16 protein-coding genes are annotated in these 19,985 nt (G+C 70.1%); 7 read left to right on the forward strand and 9 right to left on the reverse strand.

All coding sequences use genetic code 11. The annotated features are described in order from the left end of the window. Nucleotides 1–74 precede the first annotated feature (74 nt). Both AB0M43_RS12900 and AB0M43_RS12905 read left to right on the forward strand, forming a co-directional pair. Entirely contained in the window at nt 75–2,651 is a 2,577-nt protein-coding gene (locus tag AB0M43_RS12900) for a LuxR C-terminal-related transcriptional regulator (RefSeq protein WP_363724019.1), read from the forward strand. 220 nt (nt 2,652–2,871) lie between these two features. Next, nucleotides 2,872–4,350 (forward strand): ATP-dependent DNA ligase, encoded by a 1,479-nt coding sequence (locus AB0M43_RS12905; RefSeq protein ID WP_363724021.1) that lies wholly within the window; start codon nt 2,872–2,874, stop codon nt 4,348–4,350. A 51-nt stretch (nt 4,351–4,401) separates the two neighbouring features. Here AB0M43_RS12905 and AB0M43_RS12910 read toward each other — a convergent pair whose 3' ends face one another. The 5 genes from AB0M43_RS12910 to AB0M43_RS12930 all read right to left on the reverse strand — a co-directional run bounded on the left by AB0M43_RS12910 (nt 4,402) and on the right by AB0M43_RS12930 (nt 8,905). Next, a complete protein-coding gene (locus AB0M43_RS12910; RefSeq protein WP_363724022.1) occupies nt 4,402–5,316 on the reverse strand; it encodes a transporter substrate-binding domain-containing protein in 915 nt (304 codons plus the stop codon). An 83-nt stretch (nt 5,317–5,399) separates the two neighbouring features. Continuing rightward, entirely contained in the window at nt 5,400–6,074 is a 675-nt protein-coding gene (locus tag AB0M43_RS12915; protein ID WP_363724024.1) for a hypothetical protein, read from the reverse strand. 275 nt (nt 6,075–6,349) lie between these two features. Continuing rightward, nucleotides 6,350–7,543, reverse strand: a complete 1,194-nt coding sequence (locus tag AB0M43_RS12920; RefSeq protein ID WP_363724025.1) for a cytochrome P450 — start codon at nt 7,541–7,543, stop codon at nt 6,350–6,352. Nucleotides 7,544–7,814: 271 nt separating this feature from the next. After that, the gene (locus AB0M43_RS12925) at nt 7,815–8,015 is read right to left on the reverse strand and encodes a DUF397 domain-containing protein (protein ID WP_363724027.1); all 201 of its coding nucleotides are present in this window, start codon (nt 8,013–8,015) and stop codon (nt 7,815–7,817) included. Continuing rightward, nucleotides 8,012–8,905, reverse strand: a complete 894-nt coding sequence (locus tag AB0M43_RS12930) for a helix-turn-helix transcriptional regulator (protein ID WP_363724029.1) — start codon at nt 8,903–8,905, stop codon at nt 8,012–8,014. The genes AB0M43_RS12925 and AB0M43_RS12930 overlap by 4 nt, the downstream gene beginning before the upstream one ends. 175 nt (nt 8,906–9,080) lie before the next feature. Here AB0M43_RS12930 and AB0M43_RS12935 point away from each other — a divergent pair, with 175 nt between their 5' ends. From AB0M43_RS12935 to AB0M43_RS12950, 4 genes are all read left to right on the forward strand, one after another. After that, entirely contained in the window at nt 9,081–9,281 is a 201-nt protein-coding gene (locus AB0M43_RS12935) for a hypothetical protein (RefSeq protein WP_363724031.1), read from the forward strand. A 239-nt stretch (nt 9,282–9,520) separates the two neighbouring features. Beyond that, entirely contained in the window at nt 9,521–9,682 is a 162-nt protein-coding gene (locus tag AB0M43_RS12940; RefSeq protein WP_363724032.1) for a hypothetical protein, read from the forward strand. A gap of 67 nt (nt 9,683–9,749) precedes the next feature. Continuing rightward, a complete protein-coding gene (locus tag AB0M43_RS12945) occupies nt 9,750–9,953 on the forward strand; it encodes a hypothetical protein (RefSeq protein ID WP_363724034.1) in 204 nt (67 codons plus the stop codon). Between the two features lie 77 nt (nt 9,954–10,030). After that, nucleotides 10,031–10,165: a hypothetical protein gene (locus tag AB0M43_RS12950; RefSeq protein ID WP_363724036.1), complete on the forward strand. Its 135-nt coding sequence runs from the start codon at nt 10,031–10,033 to the stop codon at nt 10,163–10,165. A gap of 590 nt (nt 10,166–10,755) precedes the next feature. Here the strand turns inward: AB0M43_RS12950 and AB0M43_RS12955 are convergent. Beyond that, entirely contained in the window at nt 10,756–11,049 is a 294-nt protein-coding gene (locus tag AB0M43_RS12955; protein WP_363724038.1) for a hypothetical protein, read from the reverse strand. Between the two features lie 131 nt (nt 11,050–11,180). Beyond that, nucleotides 11,181–16,910 carry a polymorphic toxin-type HINT domain-containing protein gene (locus tag AB0M43_RS12960; protein ID WP_363724040.1) on the reverse strand — a complete coding sequence of 1,910 codons (5,730 nt, stop codon included), beginning with the start codon at nt 16,908–16,910 and terminating at the stop codon, nt 11,181–11,183. 22 nt (nt 16,911–16,932) lie between these two features. On the opposite strand from AB0M43_RS12960, the gene AB0M43_RS12965 reads away from it, so the two are divergent. Next, a complete protein-coding gene (locus AB0M43_RS12965; protein WP_363724042.1) occupies nt 16,933–17,400 on the forward strand; it encodes a hypothetical protein in 468 nt (155 codons plus the stop codon). A 763-nt stretch (nt 17,401–18,163) separates the two neighbouring features. Here AB0M43_RS12965 and AB0M43_RS12970 read toward each other — a convergent pair. Both AB0M43_RS12970 and AB0M43_RS12975 read right to left on the reverse strand, forming a co-directional pair. Continuing rightward, complete coding sequence (locus AB0M43_RS12970) at nt 18,164–18,784, reverse strand: hypothetical protein (RefSeq protein ID WP_363724044.1); 621 nt, start codon at nt 18,782–18,784, stop codon at nt 18,164–18,166. Between the two features lie 220 nt (nt 18,785–19,004). Next, nucleotides 19,005–19,982, reverse strand: coding sequence for a hypothetical protein (locus tag AB0M43_RS12975; RefSeq protein ID WP_363724045.1), 978 nt, complete (start codon nt 19,980–19,982; stop codon nt 19,005–19,007). Between the last annotated feature and the right edge of the window lie 3 nt (nt 19,983–19,985).

Raw genomic sequence — 19,985 nt, forward strand, 5'->3', positions numbered from 1 at the left:
GACGCGTCCGCCGAACATCCGGTTGAGTACGGATCTTTCCGGGCGACCGCACATCCGTAGCCTGGGGAGGCGCCGTGGAACTCGTGGGTAGGGAGCAGGAGCTCGCCCTGCTGCGCGCCCGGGTCCAGACGGTCAAAGACGGACAATTTTCCTGCGTACTGGTGGGCGGCGACCCCGGCATCGGCAAGACCCGCCTGCTCGCGGAGCTGGACGACGGCATCCGGTACGTACGCGGCGTCTGCGTACCGAGCGCGGACGCCCCGCCGCTGTGGCCGTGGCGGTACGTGCTGACGGTCCTGGGCCGGCCGGTCCCCGAGGGCGAGGGCTTCGCGGTGCTGGTCCGCTACGCCGAGGAACTCCTCGCGGCCGCCGACGAGCCGCTCCTCGTGGTGGTGGACGACCTCCAGCACGCCGACCCGGCGACGGTGAGCCTGTTCGGCTATCTCGCGGCCCTGTCTCCGGCCCGCCCCCTCGGCGTGATCGGCGCGTACCGGGGCGAGTCGAGCCCGGTGCCGGTCACCGGTCCGGCCGTGGCGCGGATCCGGCTGCGCGGGCTGGACACACCGGGCGTGGGCGCGTACCTGGAGCGGCTGCTGGACCGTCCGGTGCCCGCGCCGGTCGTGGCGGAGCTGCGCCGGCGCACCGAGGGCAACCCGCACCTGCTCGCCGAGATCGTGCCGCACCTGACCGCCGCCGAGCTCGACGGCCGGGGGGACCGGTTGCCGATCCGGTGGCCGGCGGAGGCCCGCGCGGCGGCGGCGGCCCGGATCGACGCGCTGGGTCCGGCGACCCGGGCGGTGCTGGCCACCGCGAGCGTGATCGGCCGCGAGTTCGACCTGGCCATCCTGGAACGCGTCGCCCTCGCCCGCGCCCGCACGGCCCAGGCCCGCACACCGGACCCCGGCACCGTCCGCCGCCCGGACTCCTCCGGCCGCACCGGCGCGATCTGGGCGAACCCGACCCCGGCCGACCCCGGCCACCCGCCCGACCTGCTCACCGGTCTCGACGAGGGCGTCACCGCCGGCCTGCTCACCGCGCTCCCCGGCCAGGTCTACGCCTTCGACCGCGCCGTCACCCGCGAGGTCCTCTACGAGTCGCTCCCCGCCCGGGACCGGGCCCGCCTGCACGAGGCGACGGCCGACGCCCTGACCGCGTTCAGCGCCGACGTGGGCGAGCGGGGCCCGACGGCGGCGGAGCTGGCCCACCACCTGGTCGCGGCGGCCGTGCTCGGCGGGGACGACCGCCTGGACCGGGCCATCTCGTACGCGGTGGCGGCCGGGACCGCCGAGGACGTCGGGCAGCACGAGGCGGCCGGGCACTTCGCGTCGGCGGTCCGGCTCGCGGTCCGCGCGGACTGGCCGCCCGCCGCGCTCGGCCGGCTGGTCGTGGCCCTGGGCCGGGCCCGGCTCGCGGTGGGCGACCTCGCGGACGGCCGGGGCGTGCTGGCCGCCGCCGCCCGGCACGCCCGCCGGGCCGGCGACCCGGAGCTGCTGGCCCAGATCGCGCTCAGCCACGGCCCGCGCGCCGGCCTGGGCGACACCGCTCCCCCGCCCGACCCGGCGCTGGTGGCGCTGCTCCGCGAGGCCCTCGCCGCCGGGGTGGCCGACCCGGATCCGTTGCGCGCCCGGCTGGCCGTCGAGCTGGTCGGTACCCCGGAGGCGGCCGGTCTGGCGGAGGCGGCCGGGGACGGCCCGGAGGCGCTGCTGGCGCTGTACGCGGTGGACCCGCGCCCCGGGTACGCGGCGGCGGCCCTGCGCACGGCCGCCGACCCGTTGACGGAGTGCCGGGCCCGGCTGGCCGTCGCGCACCACCAGCTCGAACTGGGCGCGGTCGCCCCGGCCCGCCGGGAACTGGACGAGGTGACCCGGCTGCGGCTGCGTACCCCGCTGGGTCTGTGGTGGGCCGCCCAGGCCGAGGCGCACGTCGCACTGTTGTCGGGGGACCTGGAGCGGGCGGAGCCGTTGATCGGCGCGGCCCTGGCCGTCGGGCGGGGCGCGGACCCGCACTCGGCGGCGCTGGGCCACCTGGCGCAGCTCACGACGCTGCGCACCCTCCAGGGCCGGCTGCCCGACCTGGCTCCCGCGCTGGCCGACCTGGACCATCCGGCGCCCCGCCCGCCGTGGCTGGCCGCCGCCTCCGCGCTGGTGGCCGCGCACCGGGGCGAGTCCGCGATCGCCGAGGCGCTGCTGGAGGCGGCCCTGGGCGACGAACGCGGCAGCCTGTGGACGTCGGTGCTGCTGCTGGAGGTGGCCGCCCTGGTCGGGCACACCGCCGCCGCCGAGCGCCTGACGAGTGCCCTGAGCCCGCACGCGCACCGCTGGATCGTGATCGGCCCGGCGGTCAGTTCGGCCGGCCCGGTGGCCCTGGTGCTGGCCCGGGCGGGGGCGGATCCCCGGCGGACGGCCGGCTGGCTGGAGCTGGCGGGCACGATGGTCGACGGCACGCCGTGGAAGGTGCCGGAGGTGCGGACCCCGGGGCTGACCCGGCGCGAGCAGGAGGTCATGGAGCTGGCGGTGGCGGGCGCGTCGGCGAAGGACATCGCGGAGCGGCTGTTCATCGGGGAGCGCACGGTGGAGACGCACCTGGCGAACATCTACCGCAAACTGGGCGTCCGCTCCCGCATCGAACTCCTGGCCCTCCACAGAACCTGAACCCCTGTTCCGGGTACCGGGACGCACGCAGCGCCCGCCCGCGCGAGGGCCCCGGTGTCCACCCCCGGCAGCGCGGACCTGCCGCTCCGTCGGCCGGGCCGGCTCCGCCCGGAGCACGCGAGCCTCGGGGGGCTCCGCCCGGAGCGCGCGACCCTCGGCCGGCTCCACGCGGACCGCGCAACCCGCTGTGCCGCCGGGAATCCGGTCGTAGGCTGGGCGGATGGAGTTCGCGCAGCTCGCGGGCACGTCCGCCGCCGTGGCCGTCACCGCCGCGCGCAAGCAGAAGATCGCCCTGCTCGCCGAGGCCCTGCGCGCCCTGGGCCCGGCGGAGGTGCTGGCCGGGACGGCGTACCTGGCCGGGGAGCTGCGCCAACGCCAGATCGGGGTGGGCTGGGCGAGCCTGCGCGACCTGCCGCCACCCGCCGACGTGCCCACGCTGACCGTCGGGGAGGTCGACGCGGCGCTCCAGTCCATCGGCGAGCTGTCCGGCGCGGGTTCCCAGGCGGCGAAACGCGACGCGCTCGGCGCCCTGTTCGCCCGGGCGACGGCCGACGAGCAGGCGTTCCTGCGCGGCCTGCTGACGGGCGAGGTCCGGCAGGGCGCGCTGACCGGGGTCCTCACCGACGCGGTGGCCCTGGCCGCCGGCCGGCCGGTCGCCGAGATCCGCCGCGCGTTGCTGCTGGCCGGGGACCTGCGCGCGGTCGCCGCCGAGGCGCTGCACGGCGACCTGGGCGCGATCCGGCTCGCGGTGGGCCGCCCGCTGGCCCCGATGCTCGCGAGCCCGGCCACGGACGTCACGGACGCGCTGACCCGGATCAGCCCGGCGGCCGTGGAGCCGAAACTCGACGGGATCCGGATCCAGGTGCACCGGGACGGCGACGAGATCGCGGTGTTCAGCCGCAGCCTGGACGACCTGACGGCGAGGGTGCCGGAGGTGGTGGCCGCCGCGCGCGCCCTGCCGACCCGGGCGGTGATCCTCGACGGCGAGGGCCTGGGGCTGGACGGTTCGGGCCGCCCGCTGGCGTTCCAGGACACGGTGCGCAAGGGCGGCGTGCTCCAGCCGCACTTCTTCGACGTGCTGCACCACGACGGTGCGGACCTGATCGACGAGCCGGCGGCGGCCCGGTTCGCGGTGCTCGACGCCCTGGTCCCGGCCGCGCACCGGGTCGGCCGGACCGTCGTGGACACCCCGGAGCAGGCGGCGGAGGCGTTCCGCGCGGCCCTCGACGCCGGCCAGGAGGGCGTCGTCGTCAAGGACCTGGCCGCCGGCTACGACGCGGGCCGGCGCGGCGCCTCCTGGCTGAAGGTGAAGCCCCGGCACACCCTCGACCTGGTCGTCCTGGCCGCCGAGTGGGGCCACGGCCGCCGCCAGGGCTGGCTGTCCAACCTGCACCTGGGCGCGCGCGACCCCGGCACGGACGGTTTCGTGATGCTGGGCAAGACGTTCAAGGGCATGACCGACGAGGTACTGCGCTGGCAGACCGACCGGCTCCGCGCCCTCGCCACGACCGAGGACGACTGGGTGGTGCGGGTCCGCCCGGAGCTGGTCGTGGAGATCGCGTTCGACGGGGTGCAGCGCAGCACCCGGTACCCGGGGGGCGTCGCGCTGCGGTTCGCCCGGGTCGTGCGCTACCGCGAGGACAAGACCCCGGCCGACGCGGACACGATCGCCACGGTCCAGGCCCTGTCCCCACCGTGACCCCCGCCCCGGCCGGGCGCCGCGCGCCCCGCGTACCCGTCGAAGGGTCTGTCAGCGGCGTCGGCGGCGCGCCGACGTGGTCAGGGTCGCCGCCCGGGTGGTCGCGGACGGCGCCGGCCCCTGGGCGACGGGTCGGGGCTGCTCGCACGGGTCGAGGGCCTGCGAGTTGGGTTTGCTCGCCTGCGGCGCGATCCCGGGCAGCGAGTCCTTGAACTTCTGGTCCCAGGCCTCGTCCACGAACTCGGTGAGCTTCGCCTTGAGGAACGCGCAGAGTCTGGGCCGGTTGTTGGGCATCCCGATGCCGTAGCGCTCGGTGCCGACCTGCACCGGGGACACCCGCAGCCGCTTGGGGTCGCGGGCGGCGAACCCGTTGAGCACCCCGACGTCGGAGGTGACGGCCACGACGCTGCCCGCGTAGAGGGCGTCCATGCACTGTTTCAGGGTGCTCTGCGGCAGCGGGAGGACCTTGAAGCCGCCGATCCGGTCCTGGTTGGTCGACCCGGCGGTCACGCAGACCTCCCGGCCCTCGATCTCCCGGAGTTCGTTGACCGGCCTGCTGCTCAGGGTCAGGAGCCCCTGGTAGGTGGAGAAGTACGGCCCCGCGAAGTCGATCTCCTTGCGCCGGTCGTCGGTCATGGAGAAGTTGGAGATCACGAGCTTGATGGGCGGCGCGGTGACCCCGGGCACGCTCGCCTCCCGGAGCTTGATCATGCGTTCGTTCGTGGTCATCGGCAGGAACTGCGGCGTGAACCCGACCTTGTGCCCGAGCCAGTTCGCGAGCGAGATGTCGAACCCGGACCACACGCCGTTGACGTAGTCGCTCCACCCGGGCAGGTCGGAGTTGGCGCCGATCTGCACGGTGCCCGACAGGTACTTCGCCGGGTCCTCCTCCGGGTCCGGGTCCGTCGAACAGGCGGCCGACAGGAACATGGCGGCCACCGCGAGTACCGCCCACATGCGACGCATCGTCGTCTCCCTCATCGAAGGGTCCACCGGATCTGGTTCTGGCGGCTCTCGTTCTGGCGGGCCTGGTCCCAGCGGCCCCGGCCTTAGCGGCTGAGCGTGCCGCCGGTCAGGGTCGCGGTGACCTCGCAGCCCTGGTTGGCCGGGTCGAGGTACTCCACGAAGACCTTCACCACGCGGGTACCTTCCGGGATCGGGATCGACACCCGCTCGCCGGTCCGGGCGGTGCGTCCGTGGTCCTCCAGCCACCGGGCGTCGGCGGACGCCTTGATCCGCAGCGACGCCGGCTGCACGCAGTCCCCGGTCTTGTTGTCGGACGTCATGAGCACCCCGAACTCCAGGTCGCCCCGCCAGCGGGGTTGCTCGATCTGGGCGACGATGGTGCGCGTGGAGGTGGCACTGATCAGGAAGGGCCCGCCCAGGCCGACCTCGACGTCGGCCCACTGGGTGTAGAGCCAGCCGCCCACGGCGAACAGCGCGAGGACGACCCCGGTCACCGCCACGTGCCGGGGCCGGAGCTCCGGGATCCACCACGGCGGACCCGACGGCGAGGCACCCGAGCCCCGGGCGCCGAGGAACGCCCCGAACACGCCCACGACGAGGCTGACGACGGCGACGGGCAGCCCCAGCACGTCCGCGATCGCCGCCCCGCGGTCACCACTCGTCAGGAGCCACCAGGTGAGGGCGAACGTGAGCACCACGACGGAGAGCAGCACCCACCAGATCCACATCCTGTTCTTCGAAGCATTGCCCGTCTTCATGGACCTTCCCCGAGGGATGCGCGCGCGACGGCCGTGGCGAAAACGGCCCCACATAAGGAATAGCCCACAAGTAGCAGGATCACCGTGTCGAGATCCCGACATCGGTTCCGGCGTCACACCGCGCGCCCGACGGCGTTGTCCGTGCCCATTGCCTGCCCGGCGGCGTTGCCCGCACCGGCTCCTGCCCGGCGGCGCTGCCCGCATCCGGCTCCCGCCCGGCGGCGTTGCCCGCCCGGCGGCGCTGCCCGCGCGCCGTTCCCGCCGCCGGGCGGTGCTCAGCCGGGGAGGACGGGCAGTCGGGTGAGCCCCCGCATGATCCGCGACGGCCGCCAGTCGAGGTCCTCGGGCGCGACGGCGAGCTTGGCGGTGCCCAGCCGTTCCAGGAGCAGCGGGAACGCGATGGCCGCCTCCATCCGGGCGAGGGTGGCACCGATGCAGAAGTGCGGCCCCCGGCCGAGGGCGAGGTGCGGGTTGGGGTCGCGCCCGAGGTCCAGCTCGTCGGGGTCGGCGAACCGCGCGCCGTCCCGGTTGGCCGACCCGATGGCGAGGCTCACCACGTCCCCGGCCGGGATGGTCACGTCGTGCAGGTCGAGGGGCCTGGTCGCGGCCCGGAAGGTGGCCTTGCGCACGGGGCTGTCGTACCGGAGGAGTTCCTCGACGGCGGTGCCGACCAGTCCGGGGTCGCTGCGAAGCCGGTCCCACTGGGCGGGGTGCTCCAGGAGCGCGAGGGTCCCGTTGCCGATCAGGTTGACCGTGGTGTCGTGCCCGACGAGCAGCAGGATGTACGCGGTGCTGATCAGCTCGTGTTCCGTGAGGGCGTCGCCGTGGTCGCAGGCGTCGACGAGTACCCCCAGCAGGTCGCCGGAGGCGTGTCCTGCCCTGCGTTTGTGCGCGATCAGCTCGGTGAGCCACGCGTGCAGCCCGGCGTCGAGGTCGGCCGGCGCCCCGGCGACGGGCGCGAGGCTGGCGGTGAGCAGGTCCCGGGCGGCGGGGGTGTCGAGGTGCCCGGGCACGCCGAGGACGGTGCGGATCAGGTCGTAGGCGAACGGGAACGCGAAGTCCCCGATCACGTCGACCGCCCCCTCGCGGGGGAAGCGCGCGATCAGGTCCCGCGCCATGCCCTCGACGAGGGGGGTGAGGGCGGCGACCCGGCGGGCGGTGAAGGCCTGGTTGGCGAGGCGTCGCAGCCGGGTGTGCTCGGGTGGGTCGGCGTGCACGAGGTGCTGCTGGAGGCCGGCGGGGCCGGAGACGTAGCCGGCGCCGACGCTGGCGGGGCGTTTGGTGAGGCGGCGGTCGGCGAGGAGGTCGTGGACGTCGGCGTAGCGGGTGACGTGCCAGACGGTGAGGCCGTTGGGTTTGCGCTCGGGGAACACCGGGGCGTGTTCGCGGAGCCAGGCGTAGTAGGGGTAGGGGTCGCGGAGCCGGGCCGCTGCCACGTCCCCGGGTGCCGCCGGGCATAAATTCTGCATTCTGATACTCCCCCGTATAGTTAATTTACGGGCGCAAAGATATCAAAACAGACATTCGACGGGTACGAGTGGGGAGCGGTGCCGGGCGGCGTCATCCGGGTGCGCGGGTGGCGCTGGCCGGGGGCCGGCTCGGCTGGGCGGCGCCGGCAAGCGGCGGGAGCCTGCACGGGTGGCCCGCACCAGCCACGGCGGCGGACACAGCGAGGGACGGAGGCGACGGGGTGCCGCTGCCCGGTGGTCGCCGGCCGTCCGCCGTCAGTGGTCGGGGTGCCTAGCGGTGGAAGGTGCCGGACTTCGCGGCGGTGGTGAAGGTGTGCCAGTCGGCGGGGGTGACCACGAGGGCCGGGCCGGTGGCGTCCTTGCTGTCCCGGACGCCGGTGACGCCGGGGACCTGGGCGACCTCGACACACTGCCCGGAGTTGTCGCTCCGGGCCGACTTGCGCCACACGGCGCCCGTCAGGTTGGTCGTCATCGCTGATCGAACTCCTCTGCTGCTCTGGCCAGGAACACCCGCGAGTCTGCCGCGTTGAGTGCCCTGCTGGCGAGGTCGGTGAATGCCTCCGCGTATTGCCCTACCGCACGCGGGCTGTCGAGATAGAGCTCTCCTGCGAAGGTGCCGACGTAGACAGTCGTGGGCTCACTGTCACCGTTGTGCGAGCGCGGAAATTCAAGAAGCGTGAAGTCCCGAGCCTGCATGCCCTGGTGGAAGCCGAATGCGAATGGGACCACCCTGATCGACACGTTCGGTAGGTGCCCCACATCGTTGATCCGTCGAAGCTGGGCCGCCATCAACGCGGCTCCTCCCACCGGGCAGCGCACCACGGCCTCACTGATGACGATGTCGAGCCGCGGCGCTTGGGGCGTGGTCCTGGTCAGGATCGCCTGCCTCGCCATGCGCACCTCGACCCCTCGCCGGATCTCCTCCTCACTCCGACCACTCATGGAGCCGATGACAACGGCCGCATACTCAGGAGTCTGCAACAGCCCCGGAACGAAGGTCGCCTCATACCACTTGAACTGCGAGGCCGCCGCTTCCAGGTCGAAGTACAACCCGAAGCTGTCTCGAATGACATCGCCGTAGGCGTGCCACCAACCTTTGGCCTTCGTCTCGGCGGCAAGCGCGACGAAGCTGGCCGTGGCCTTCTCTCCGACTTTGTAGACCCGGCAGAGGGCTTCGATGTGGGAGCGGCCGTACTTGACGCTCGGGTCGCCGTTCTCCATCCGCCACAGGGTCTGGCGGGAGACGTCGATGGTCTCGGCGACCTGGTCGGCGCGCAGCCCCGACTTCTCCCGCAGCGCGCGCAACCGCCTGCCGAGCTGCCGGCGCGGTACCGAACTGCCTGCTCCGTCGGACGTGTTCATCGGTCTGACCGGCTCCTCACTGGGGCTCGCGTCCGCGTTCCAATATAGGCGCGGATGTTCCGGGCGGCATGGGGCGGTGGGGCGGGAAACGCCAGATCCGTACCCCTCAAAACAGCTTCGGATCCTACGCCCTGGAACGTTGAATTCCATGAGGGAGGGTTCTACTTTCACCCTTATGAGCCACTCCACGATCGAGGCGGAACTCGCCGGCTGGCAACGCGAGGCGACCGCCCTGGCCAACCTCCTGCGCCGCCACCTGGGCGTCGACGGCCTGTGCCCCGTCTGCGTCCACCCCACCGGCGACCCCCTCCCCGACCCGTGCCCCACCACCACCGAGTCCCGCGCCGCCCTCCGCACCCTGTGCGGCGAACCATGACCCCCCACCCGGCACCAGCCCAGCCGCCCCCGGCCCCCGGCGCCCCCGAGCCGACCGCGCCATCACGGGCCGTGGGGCAACTCCCGGCCGACCCCGCCCCGACCGCAGCACCCGGGAGTGCCGAGCCGATCCGGCCCGACCACGCATCGGCGACAGCGGCCATGGACCACCGGCCAGACCCGGGCCACCAATCACGGGAACCCGGGCGGGCCACGACGGCCAGAGACCGGGAGCCGGTGATGACCTCGCGGGAACACGCGGAGCGCACGCTCGACACGCATGTGGAGAACCTGATCGGCTCGTGCGGCCGGTGCTACTCCGACACCGGCTGGGTGACCCCGGCCCCGTGCCCGTCCCGACGGGCCGCCCGCCGCTACCTCGACACCCCGGACCCGTCATGACCGCCCACCCGTGGCGCGCGTCCCGCCGCCTGAGCCGGTCCTGGGCCGACTCCTTCGGGTGGGCGTCGTGACCGTCTACTACAGCGCGTGGGCGCTACCCGGCCCTCCGGAACGCTGCCGCTTCACCGGCATGGGCCTCGCGGTCCTCACCGATTCGGAGGCACTCCACGTACTCCGCCTCGCCGGCGGCCGCCACGGGCACCTGGTGGCGGTGCGCTGCGACCCGTGCCGGGGCTGGCACATCCGCCCCCGCACCGAACGCACCCGATGACCCCGCCCCGCCCGCACCCACCGGAATCCCCACCCGACATCCCGAGATGCGCCCACCCGGCATGCTTCGACCGGGGAATGGAACGCACCCGCTTCACCCGCACCCAGGTCGACTCCTTCACCCCGACCCAACTCTCCCGGGTACTCCCCTTCCCCTGCCCCACCTTCCCCGGCCTCTTCCACACCCGCACCCGCCCCGGTTGGCACGTCTAGGCCGACAAACACTATTCGCCGAAGATTCACGGCAGGAGAAGCCAATCGAGCGCCCGATGCAAAGGAATGTGGGTACTAGCCGCTTCACTGACACCGGCGCACCGAGCCCGTGCCGATCGATCATTTCACACGAGAACGGGCCTCAGCTACATGGCTTTTTCGGCTACTCAACCGCAATTGGCCCGCCGTAGTGTTGAATTCATCGGACGCGGAATCCAACGCCATGAGTGTTACCGTGATGCTTGCCCAGTCTACAGCCGTTAGATCATTCCCGAAGTGAGCCGAGCCGTCAGGACAATTTCATGGGCTCCGCGAAAACTTGTCAGGATTGAGTCCATGGTCCAACTCACTCGGACCCCAGACTAGGGCTGGCTTGCTGCCTGCGACCTCGCGGCACGCCACCTGCCCCGGCAAGCCAAGCCCAACGACGAAGCCCGCAACCTCAGCGAACAGCCACGTCCTTCGACGCACTTCGGAGTGGTTCCACTATATTCAGCGGTGGAACCACTCCCATCCCAATCTGTCGAATTTCCCACCACTCACGATCGAGCAGTCATTCATGGGGAAGCGCGCCGGATCGCGAGGTCATTTCATTCTTTCTCGCGACTCTTTTCGACCTCATCAGGCATGATGATCTCTCTCCAGAAAATGACTCGCGCCTCCGAGTCCTGGTTCGCGAGCGAGTCATCCAAGGCAGGGTCGTTGACTAGCCTTGGATGCCCCCAAACCGCCTGTGTTCCAGCTTCTCCGCCATCCCGCTGCGCGAATAGCCAATTGTCCGGGAAGCTTCCGTCCACCACATCGAACAGGTCAATCGGATACCAGTCAGGCTGCCGGTTGTCGTCAATGACCAGCACGATCAGACCAGAGTTGAACAGGGCCATCTCGTACACGTCGTAGGTTTGACCTGGGGTTACGTGGAATACCGTCTGCTCCGTGTAGTACAAACCCCGATGGCCAGCCGGCAACTGACGGCCTGTCGCGGTGCGGCATCTAACAATCATGTCTTAACCCGTCACCTGAACTTGTAGTCGTCGACCTGGCCTGTGACCGTGTTTCTCACATAGTGAATCTCGACGCCATTGACGTTCTGAGCCATCTTCACCCAACCATCTTGCGCCATCCATCGCGGGTCAGTCATCGTAACGCCCCGAAGCTGCTTACCCGCCGCTGGATTCGACATCGCGGATTCCATGCCCAACTGCTCTTTTAGGGTATGCGGAACTGTGTGTCCAGTTGAACCGCGACCAAGCGGTTTGAGATCAGTTGCAACGCCACTGGAATCAACCTCAAAGCGAGCCTTACCGCCAGAACCACAGTTGTGCACGAGGACTGGCGATTTCCCTACTATCACGTAGTAGGTGTGGATGTCTGCGACGGTGAGGTCGCGCATCTGCTGGGAGCCCGTGAAGTTGTCGACCGCTGCGACGCGTTGGGCTGGCGCTTCGTCGAGGGTGAGGAGCTGGTGGCCGGGGATGAGCTGTGCGGCATCCACCCAGCGGCCGTCCGTCGCGTCCCAGAACGGGTGGTGCTGGGTGGTGTGCAGTGTGCTGCTGATTCCGTCGGCGGCGGTGACGGTGACATCGGTGAGGTCGGTGTCCTGGTTGATGTGCAGGTTCGTGACCGGCTTGGCAAGGGTCTGGCCGGCCTCCGGGTCTGTCGTCGTGACCTCGTCGCCGACTTCGATGTCCTCGATGGCCTTGTGGCTGCCGTCGGCCATGACGACGAGCGTCGCCGGGGAGAAGCTGTGGACCGAGCAGACCTTGGGCGCGCGACCTGTCTTGATCGCTCTGCCAAGCCCGTCGGTGGCGACAGCTAGCGCTGCGTTGAGGCCGAGTTCAGTGCTGCCTGCGACAGCGGTTTCCACATCGCCGGCAGCGAGCGCGTTAGCGGTCTCGACTTGCAACTTGACGTTTTCCCATATACCTAGGCCAATACTGGCACTGACTTCCATGTTGACCATGAACAGGTTTGCGTATGGGTCCCAGATGTCCATTTCGCCGCTGGTGATGCCCTGGTAGCTCTGCACAAACCAGTTGCCGTAGGCCGTGGCGGTTTGTTTCACGCCACCGACGATGCCGTTACCGAAGTTCTTCGCACCGGTCTTGACGCCGCTCTTGAACTGATTCCAGAGGCTCTTCTTGTTGGTTTGGGGTGCCGTGGGCTTGTCGTAGCAGTCGTCGCGTTGGACGCAGCCCTGGCCGGGGTCGTCGCCCTCCTGGCCGGCTTCCGGGTTGCGGAACAGCCCGGTCGGGTCGCTGCTGGTGGCGGGGGCATTGTTCGCGTAGGCGTAGCCGTTCCAGCTCTGTGGGTCGGCGCCGTCGAAGACCGGGTCGATGGAGATGAACCGTCCGGTGGTGGCGTTGTAGTCGCGGGCTCCGATGTGCAGGAGTCCTGTGTCGGGGTCTTTGACGCCGTTGACGAAGCCGCGTTGGGTGGGCCAGGCGACGGCTGTGCCCCGGGGGCCGCCGTAGGGGTCGGTGCGGCGGCGGGTGACGGTGAGGTCGGTGGCTTTGATGCTGGTCTGGCTGGTGCCGTGGTGGTCGGCGATCATCCAGACCAGGCCGCCGTCGGTGGTGCGTACCGCGCCCGGGTAGGTCCGGGTCACTGTCGGGGACGACACGGGCGTGTTGGCGTGCATCTCGGTGGTGCCGAGGTAGGTGGTGGTGCCGGTGGAGTCTTTGCGCAGGACGCGGTTGCCGTCGGCGTCGTAGACGAAGTCGGTGGTCGCGCCGCCGCTGATGGCGACCTTGGACAGTTTGCCGAGGACGTTCCAGGTGTAGGTGGCGTTGTTGTGGGTGGTGGTGTTGCCGGTGCTGTCGTAGGTGAACGTGTCGGTCGTGGTGGCGGGCGAGCTGCCGACCTTGGTGTCGACCTTGGTCAGGGAGTGTGCCTTGGGCTGGCCGGCGCCCGGGGTGGTGTAGGTGCGCTCGGTGTCGGTGCCCAGGCCTCCGCCGGGTGCGGCGTGCTTGAGTTCCTTGTACCGGTTGCCGGCGGTGTCGAACTGGTAACTGGTCCAGTACGGGTCGGCGCCGCCGAGTACCCCTGTTGAGGGGGTCGACTGGCAGGTGGTGGCCGCCGTGGTCCAGGACTGGGTCATGCGGCGCAGGCCGTCGTACCCGAAGCACTGGTTGGAGATCGTGGCGGGGCCCTTGGTCTCGTTGATGCCCAGGACGTTGCCGGCCAGGTCGTAGGCGTAGTTCTCGGTGTACTGCTCTTCCCACCCGCCCGGCGCGGACACCTTCTCGGTGTCGACCCGGGAGGCGGCCATGCGACCGGTCACAGCCTGACGCGGAGTCGACACCATGACCCGCTTGTCACCCTTGCCGTGGACGGACTGCAGGACGGCGCCGTCGTAGTCGTAGGTGACGCTTGCCAAGTACGTGTCGAGCGGGCTCGTGATCGAGGTCTGCTGGCCCGCCGTGTTGTAGGCGTAGGTCAGCGTCTCCGCCGCCATCGTCCCGGCCGCCGGGTAGGTCACCGTTTCCGGGGCGCCGTTGGCCTTGTAGGTGAAGGTGGTCGTGTAGACGCCCTTCAGCGTGGTGCCCACCGAATCGGGGATCGTGACCGAGGTGCCCAGCGGTCGGTAGCCGCTGTCGTAGGCGGTCACCGCCGTCGTGTACAACTCGGAGCCGACGTGCCGCGAGGAGGAGGTCAGCTGTCCCTTCGCCAGGGTGTCGTACACCCAGGACGCCAGCTGCGTGCCACCGATGTTGTCGATATACGTCCCGGTCCTGCGACCCATGCCGTCGTACTTCACAGCGACCTTGCGTGACTCCGCGTCGACGGTGTGTTCGAGCTGCCCGTCGTCGTAGTACTTCATGGTCGTGATGCCGTTGTCCGGGTCGATCTTCCGCTTCACCTGGCCGCGGATGTCGTACTCCGTGGTCCAGGTGCTGCCGGCCGTGGTGGCGGTGAGCTGGCGGCCGAGCCGGTCGTAACCGTATGTGGTGTCCTGGAACGAGCCCGACGGGGCAGACCCCAGGTACTGGCGCAGAGTGGTCGTCCTGCCATCAACGTCGCTGAAGGTCGTGGTCGCGGTGCCGCCGGTCGGCGGGGTCACGGTGACGCTGTCGCCGTCGTAGGCCGTCGTGACCTGCGAGTGCTTGACGCCCACACCCCACAGTTCGTCGGTGGTCTGGCGGCCCATGTCGTCGTAGGTGGGCCGGTGCTGGACAGCGGCCTGACTGTCGGTGACCGCCTGTAGCACCCCGGACGGCGCGCCGGTGATCCCGAGCTGCGAGGTCTTCGCGGTACGGCCGGCCGTGTCGTAGGTGACGTCGGTGACGTTGCGGCCACCGTTCTGGGTGACCGACTGGCTCTGCCTGGGCCGGAACCGGGAGTCGAGGATGTCGTAGGACACGATGCGGTCGTCGTTGTCCGGCCCCAGCGCGGATGTCGTGATGAGCGGTAGCGCCGTCTTGGAGATGGAGTAGCTGTAGTTGACGTTCGCGCTGTGTATGCCCCTGACCCGGCCCGGACGCCACACCGAGACCACCCGGCCCAGGGCGTCGTAGTAGGCCTCTGTCGTCTTCCCGTTCGGGTCCACCTTCCTGATCGGCAGCCCGGTGTGCGGGTTGATCGTCGTCGTGGTCGCGAACCCCACACCGGTGCCCGAGGGCGGCGGTGTGGTCGTCACGACCTGGGTCGTCGCCCCGGCGGCCGCGGGGGTGTAGGCGGTGGTCGCCGACCGACCCCGCGCGTCCGTCGCCTTCACGACCCGGCCAAGAGTGTCGTACTCGGTGAGGCCGACCGTGGCGTATCCGGGCGCGTTCGCCGACAGGAGCTTCGTCCGGGTCGGCTGCCCCTTGGTCGGGGCGGTGGCCAGGCCGGTCACGTCGGCGGCGCCGTCGTAGTAGGTCTGGGATCCGTTGAGCGGTTGTGCTCCGTTGGGGATGGTGCCGCCGGGGCAGGCGAACGTCTCGGTCTGGGAGACGGTGGACATGATGTGGGCGGTGAGGTTGCGGTTGTACGTGAGCTTCGCGCACACGTCATCGTCCGTCGTGGCGTGGTCGCCCTTGTCGAACTCGATGCTCGGGAACCGCTCCGCGTCGTAGGTGGTGTCCTTGCTGGAGACCCGCCACGTGGAGCTCCGGTGGACCCGGTTGCGGGTCCGGGTGGACGATTCGAGGATGGCCGAGGCGATCCGCGGGATCTCGCCGGTGATCTGGACGGCGAGGACCGCGCCCTGCAGGTCGTGGATGGTGAAGTGGTCGGGGAAGCCGTTGTCGAGGGCGTACTCCTCCCACAGCTGGCCGCGCAGGTTCTCCCAGTCAGGGCTGTTGGTGCTCTCGGAGTTCCACACGTTCATGCCCCGAGTGCCCCAGCCGGCGTCGGTGCGGTCGCCGTGCAGGCCCCGGTAGTACCGGCGGACTGTGGTCTGTGGTTGTTGACCCGCGACGCCGTGGGTCGTGACGACCTGGGAGTAGCCTCGCCAGTCAGACCAGGAGCGTTGCGGCAGCGGGGTCATGAAGCCGTTGTTGTGCGCCCACAGCACGTTGCTGCCCGACGCCGGCACGGAGTTCTCGTTGCTGTAGGCGTAGGACCAGGTCTCCACCGGGCTCACACCCAACGAGTCGGTCACCGTGACCTGAGTGGCGACGTACTTCTGCCACCACGCCCAACCGGCCGGCGAGCCGATCGGTTTCCAGTACTGCGGGAAGCAGCGTTTGGTGTTCATGTCCGGGTCCGGCATCGGGGAGGCGGCGGCGCAGTCCTCGCCCGAGTAGGTCACGGTGGTCACCGCGCCGGTCTCCGAGGAGATCCGGTCGACCCGGTAGTGCACCATCGGCAGAGAACCGGTCGACACGTTGTGGTCGGCGCGGTTGTTCTTCTGGATGCCGTAGAAGTTGACCGGGGGCGTCGCCAGGCCCGTGCCGTCGGAGTCGTAGCCGGTGTGGGTGACCGACTCCAGCCACAGCGATGGCGAGCTGTTGTCGGAGACGGTCGGGAACGATGACGGGAAGTCGTACCGGTCGAGTTTCTTGTAGGTCGACGAGGCCGGGTCATAGACCTTGGTCTCCATGGCCGAGATCTTGTTCAGGATCCAGAACGTCGGCGACTGCACGGACGGGCACGAGGTCCACGACACGTCGCAGAACTGGTCCCACGGCACGTCCGGGAAGTTCGGCTGGTCGTTCCAGGCACAGCTCGAACCGGGCTTGCACCGCCACAGGGTCGGGAACTCGATCCGGTACGGGGCCGGCCCGGCACCCTCGGAACCCGCTCTGGTGCCGTACTCGATGTGGTGCAACAACGCGCCCCGGTGGAACGTCGCCGTGCTCTGGTTGTTCCAGATCCCGTATTTCTGGGTCTCCTGGGTGTAGAAGTACGACATCGAGTTACCGGCCGGGTCGATGACGTAGTCGAGGTTCCACTTGTAGTTCTGCCAGCACGTGGAGGCCTTGATGTCGGGGCTGGTGTAGCAGGGCTCACCCGGGTGGTTGCCGATGACCGGCACCGACTGCTCCGAGCTTGTGCCCGCGTCCCCCGCGAACCGCACCCGGCGCCCGAAGAAGTACTGCGTCCCGTCAGCCGTCGTCACCTTCCACTGACCACCGTTGAACATCGACCCGGTGTAGTCGTTGAGGTGCTCGATCTTCCAGCCCGGGTCCCCGTCCACGTGCCACAGGTCCGAGCCGGACTCCTTGACCAGCGCGCCCGACTTCCCACCGAACGACATCGTGTAGTACTCGCCGCTGAAACACAGGTCCCCGGTCGCCGTGCCATCGTCGGCACACGACACGAACGAACGCTCCACATGCCCAGTGCTCAGGTCCCAACCCGCACCGATCGGCGAACCCTGCGCCGACGTCGCGTTCGTCATCCCGTCGATCGCCGCCGAGGAATACGACAGACTCAACCCCGGCTGCGGACCCGCCGGCGCCTGCGGCGTCTTCAATGGGTACGACCACGAGAACCCACCCCCGGAGTCACCAGCCGTCCACGAGGACGACTCCCCCAACGCCGACTTCGAGAAGTCCCCGGCCGGCCCGCCCGGCGCCGACGCCAACGCGAACACCGGAGCCGAAGCCCCGACACTGGCAGGAGCGGCCATCGAACGCGCCCGCGGCTCCGCCGCGTCCACCGGAGCCGCGTCAACATCCGCCGACACCGTCCTCGACACGGCGTTGTTGGTCGCCCCCACCACCGGCGTCTGCGTCTGGCACTCCCGGCGCTCCGGCGTCACCAGCACACAAGCCGGCAACTCGACCAGAACCAACCGCGAACCGTAGTTCCCGCCAAACGCCTCCGAGAACCCCGAATAGTCCAACTCGACCCGAACCCGGCCCGGCGTAGTACCCCCATCGGCACGCGTCACCCGCAGGCCCGTGCCACTCGACACCACCTGCGAGACCTTGCTCCGGTCCACGATCTCCGCCAGCACCTGCGACGGCGCGGTCGCCGCAGCCGACCGCAGACCCTTCTCATCGTCAGCGGGCGCCGCCGCCGCGGACGCGGAAGCCGCCGTACCGAGTCGCACCGGCAGGGACCCGGCCTTCACGAGGCCAGCCGGGGCGGTCTTCCGCAGCGAAGAGGCCGAGCCCAGCTCCACGACCGCCGAACCCGGCACCGGCCAGGTCACGGGCGTGTCCCCGGTCGCATACGTCATCGGCGCACCCGGAGCCACCGGCTTCAACGGGAACGGCGACGACGGCGCCAACGACACATCCGGCGCGCCAGCACCCGTCCCGGGGGCCGCCAACACGGGCACCCCCGACAGCAAACTGCCGACCAACACTGTGGACAAGACAGCCACAAGCGACAAACGCCGCACGCCGAACCCCCGTAGACATCGAACCCGCGCAACACCAGCGGACAGACCCTACGGAGACCCCGACACCCCGACAAGACCCGTCCCGCTTCGACCGAGATGACTTGCGATGTAGGTCACAGACGAAATGCACATAGACCGTGGCCAATTATGACTGATCTCAGTCAGTCATAAGATTCTGCCTACGGCGCGACTGGGCCGCCAGCAGTGGCACGCGTTCCGACTCAGGCCCTCGCCAGCTGATCCCTCACCCGGGGCGCCATCAGGAGCAGCCCAGCCTTGGCCCTGGCCGCCTCGACATGCTGATAGCCGAACGCCGCGACCAGCGTGTACCCGGGCAGGTCCTGCGCGACATACAGGACACACTCGGTGGACTCACCGTCTCCCCGCAAGTTCGGGCCGTTGACGCAGTACGCGACCGCCCCGGTGCCGGCGTCCAACATCTCCAGCCCATCCCGGACGCCACAGTCCCTCGCCTTGCTTTCGACCCGCTGCAACAGATTCGCGGCCTTCACATTGGTCTGCACAGCACCAGTGCTGACAGCGCCATAGTCCCCGACAGCCCAAACATTCTTGTCCGTGTCCCAGGCTCGAATGTGCGCGGCCTGGGGCAACTCCGAGTGAGACGCCTCGATCCCACACCCGGGAATCAGGACCGCCACCGGTTGATCGACCTCCGGCGCGCCCGTCAACCCCAACGGGGCCAGCGCATCGACCGGCAGAGTGATCCGCTTCGCGACCGCCAAGGCGTCAGCCTCGGACAACACCCCGGCCGGGGTCCTCCCCACGGAAGCCGGCACCGCCTCGGGGCCACAGGCGGCCAGCCCGAGGACGGCGACCAACACGAGACCGATCCGACCGGCGACCACAGGACTCCCCACAAAGATCAACAGAATCCGCAGGGTACTGCGCCCGCCCGACCCGAACCTCCCCAGGGGCTGGCCATCGGGCGACCACAAGCCGCGGGGCGGGCTCGAACCAGGGCGCAGCAAGGGAGTAGGACAGCAGCGACGCCGCGACGCCATTGCCAGCTCCGTTCACCCTGGAGTGCGGATTGCCGCCAGGCTATGCCAGGCTCTCGAACACCACCTTGGCCGAACCGGTCACCAGAGCCACGCGACCGCCGTCCGGCGAGATCGCCACGTAGCCGGCCGCCATTTTCCGCAGCAGACGAAGGTCCCCCGTTGCGAGGTTGACCTCCCACACCCCGTGCACGTTCGCATGAGTAGCCGACAAAAGTACCCGTTTGCCATCGTTGAAGGCCTGAAGCCCGTCGACGTCGCTCAGCTTGTCGACGACGACTCTCGCCGTGGCCGACTCCGGCCCGGCATCCGAGAGCTGCAGCTCCCATTGCCTGGTCTCCGCCCCCTCGGAGGCGTCGCGGATCGGTGCCGCCGCGACGAACAGGAACTGCCTGTTCCCGACGACAGCGGCCGGGCCGACGTCGCCATAGCGGTCACAGTCCGCCGCCGTGTTGGCCTTGGACGCCTCAGGCCGCCAGGAGAAGCCGTGCACATCGACGGTCAGCGACAGATCACGGAGGCCGCGCTCGTCGCGCCAGGCGGGCACCTGGCACTCGCCCAGCCAGAAGTAGCCTCCGGCCAGATCTGGCATCCACACGGACTCCCAGGCCACGGCCGGCACGGGAGCGAGAACCGTCAGGTCCCGCGATCCGAGGTCCATGGCCACGTTCTCCGACTGGCCGTCCTCGCACCACGCCAGCAGGCCCAGGCGCCCGTCGGGGAGGGCCGACAGGTCTGTCCATCGGCCCCCACCGCACGACGCGTCCTTCGTACCCGTCGAGACCTTTTCAACGGACGCGCCCTCCCGCACCCTCCACAGGGTGCTCCGGACATCGGTCTCGGCCCCGGTGGGATGGCGCAGGAAGTAGACCCAACCGTCCGGCATCCACACCGGGGACCAGGCCCTCAGATCAGGATCATCGGGCGACCCACCTCGCAGCAGCCCGCAGCCGCCCAGCAGGGCTGCCAGCAGGATCCCGATGGCCATCACTGCTCCGCAGGCGCGAGAGATCGGCGCCATCAG

Origin of the sequence: Longispora sp. NPDC051575, assembly GCF_040681875.1 — a bacterium.
In the GTDB taxonomy this organism is placed as follows: Bacteria; Actinomycetota; Actinomycetes; order Mycobacteriales; family Micromonosporaceae; genus Longispora.

Excerpts from the sequence above, each read along its gene's own strand:
- AB0M43_RS12930 (WP_363724029.1), bottom strand. The coding sequence starts at position 8,905 with ATGAACACGTCCGACGGAGCAGGCAGTTCGGTACCGCGCCGGCAGCTC.
- AB0M43_RS12935 (WP_363724031.1), top strand. The coding sequence starts at position 9,081 with ATGAGCCACTCCACGATCGAGGCGGAACTCGCCGGCTGGCAACGCGAG.
- AB0M43_RS12950 (WP_363724036.1), top strand. The coding sequence starts at position 10,031 with ATGGAACGCACCCGCTTCACCCGCACCCAGGTCGACTCCTTCACCCCG.
- AB0M43_RS12955 (WP_363724038.1), bottom strand. The coding sequence starts at position 11,049 with ATGGCCCTGTTCAACTCTGGTCTGATCGTGCTGGTCATTGACGACAAC.
- AB0M43_RS12910 (WP_363724022.1), bottom strand. The coding sequence starts at position 5,316 with ATGCGTCGCATGTGGGCGGTACTCGCGGTGGCCGCCATGTTCCTGTCG.
- AB0M43_RS12925 (WP_363724027.1), bottom strand. The coding sequence starts at position 8,015 with ATGACGACCAACCTGACGGGCGCCGTGTGGCGCAAGTCGGCCCGGAGC.
- AB0M43_RS12940 (WP_363724032.1), top strand. The coding sequence starts at position 9,521 with ATGACCTCGCGGGAACACGCGGAGCGCACGCTCGACACGCATGTGGAG.
- AB0M43_RS12905 (WP_363724021.1), top strand. The coding sequence starts at position 2,872 with ATGGAGTTCGCGCAGCTCGCGGGCACGTCCGCCGCCGTGGCCGTCACC.
- AB0M43_RS12920 (WP_363724025.1), bottom strand. The coding sequence starts at position 7,543 with ATGCAGAATTTATGCCCGGCGGCACCCGGGGACGTGGCAGCGGCCCGG.
- AB0M43_RS12975 (WP_363724045.1), bottom strand. The coding sequence starts at position 19,982 with ATGGCGCCGATCTCTCGCGCCTGCGGAGCAGTGATGGCCATCGGGATC.
- AB0M43_RS12915 (WP_363724024.1), bottom strand. The coding sequence starts at position 6,074 with ATGAAGACGGGCAATGCTTCGAAGAACAGGATGTGGATCTGGTGGGTG.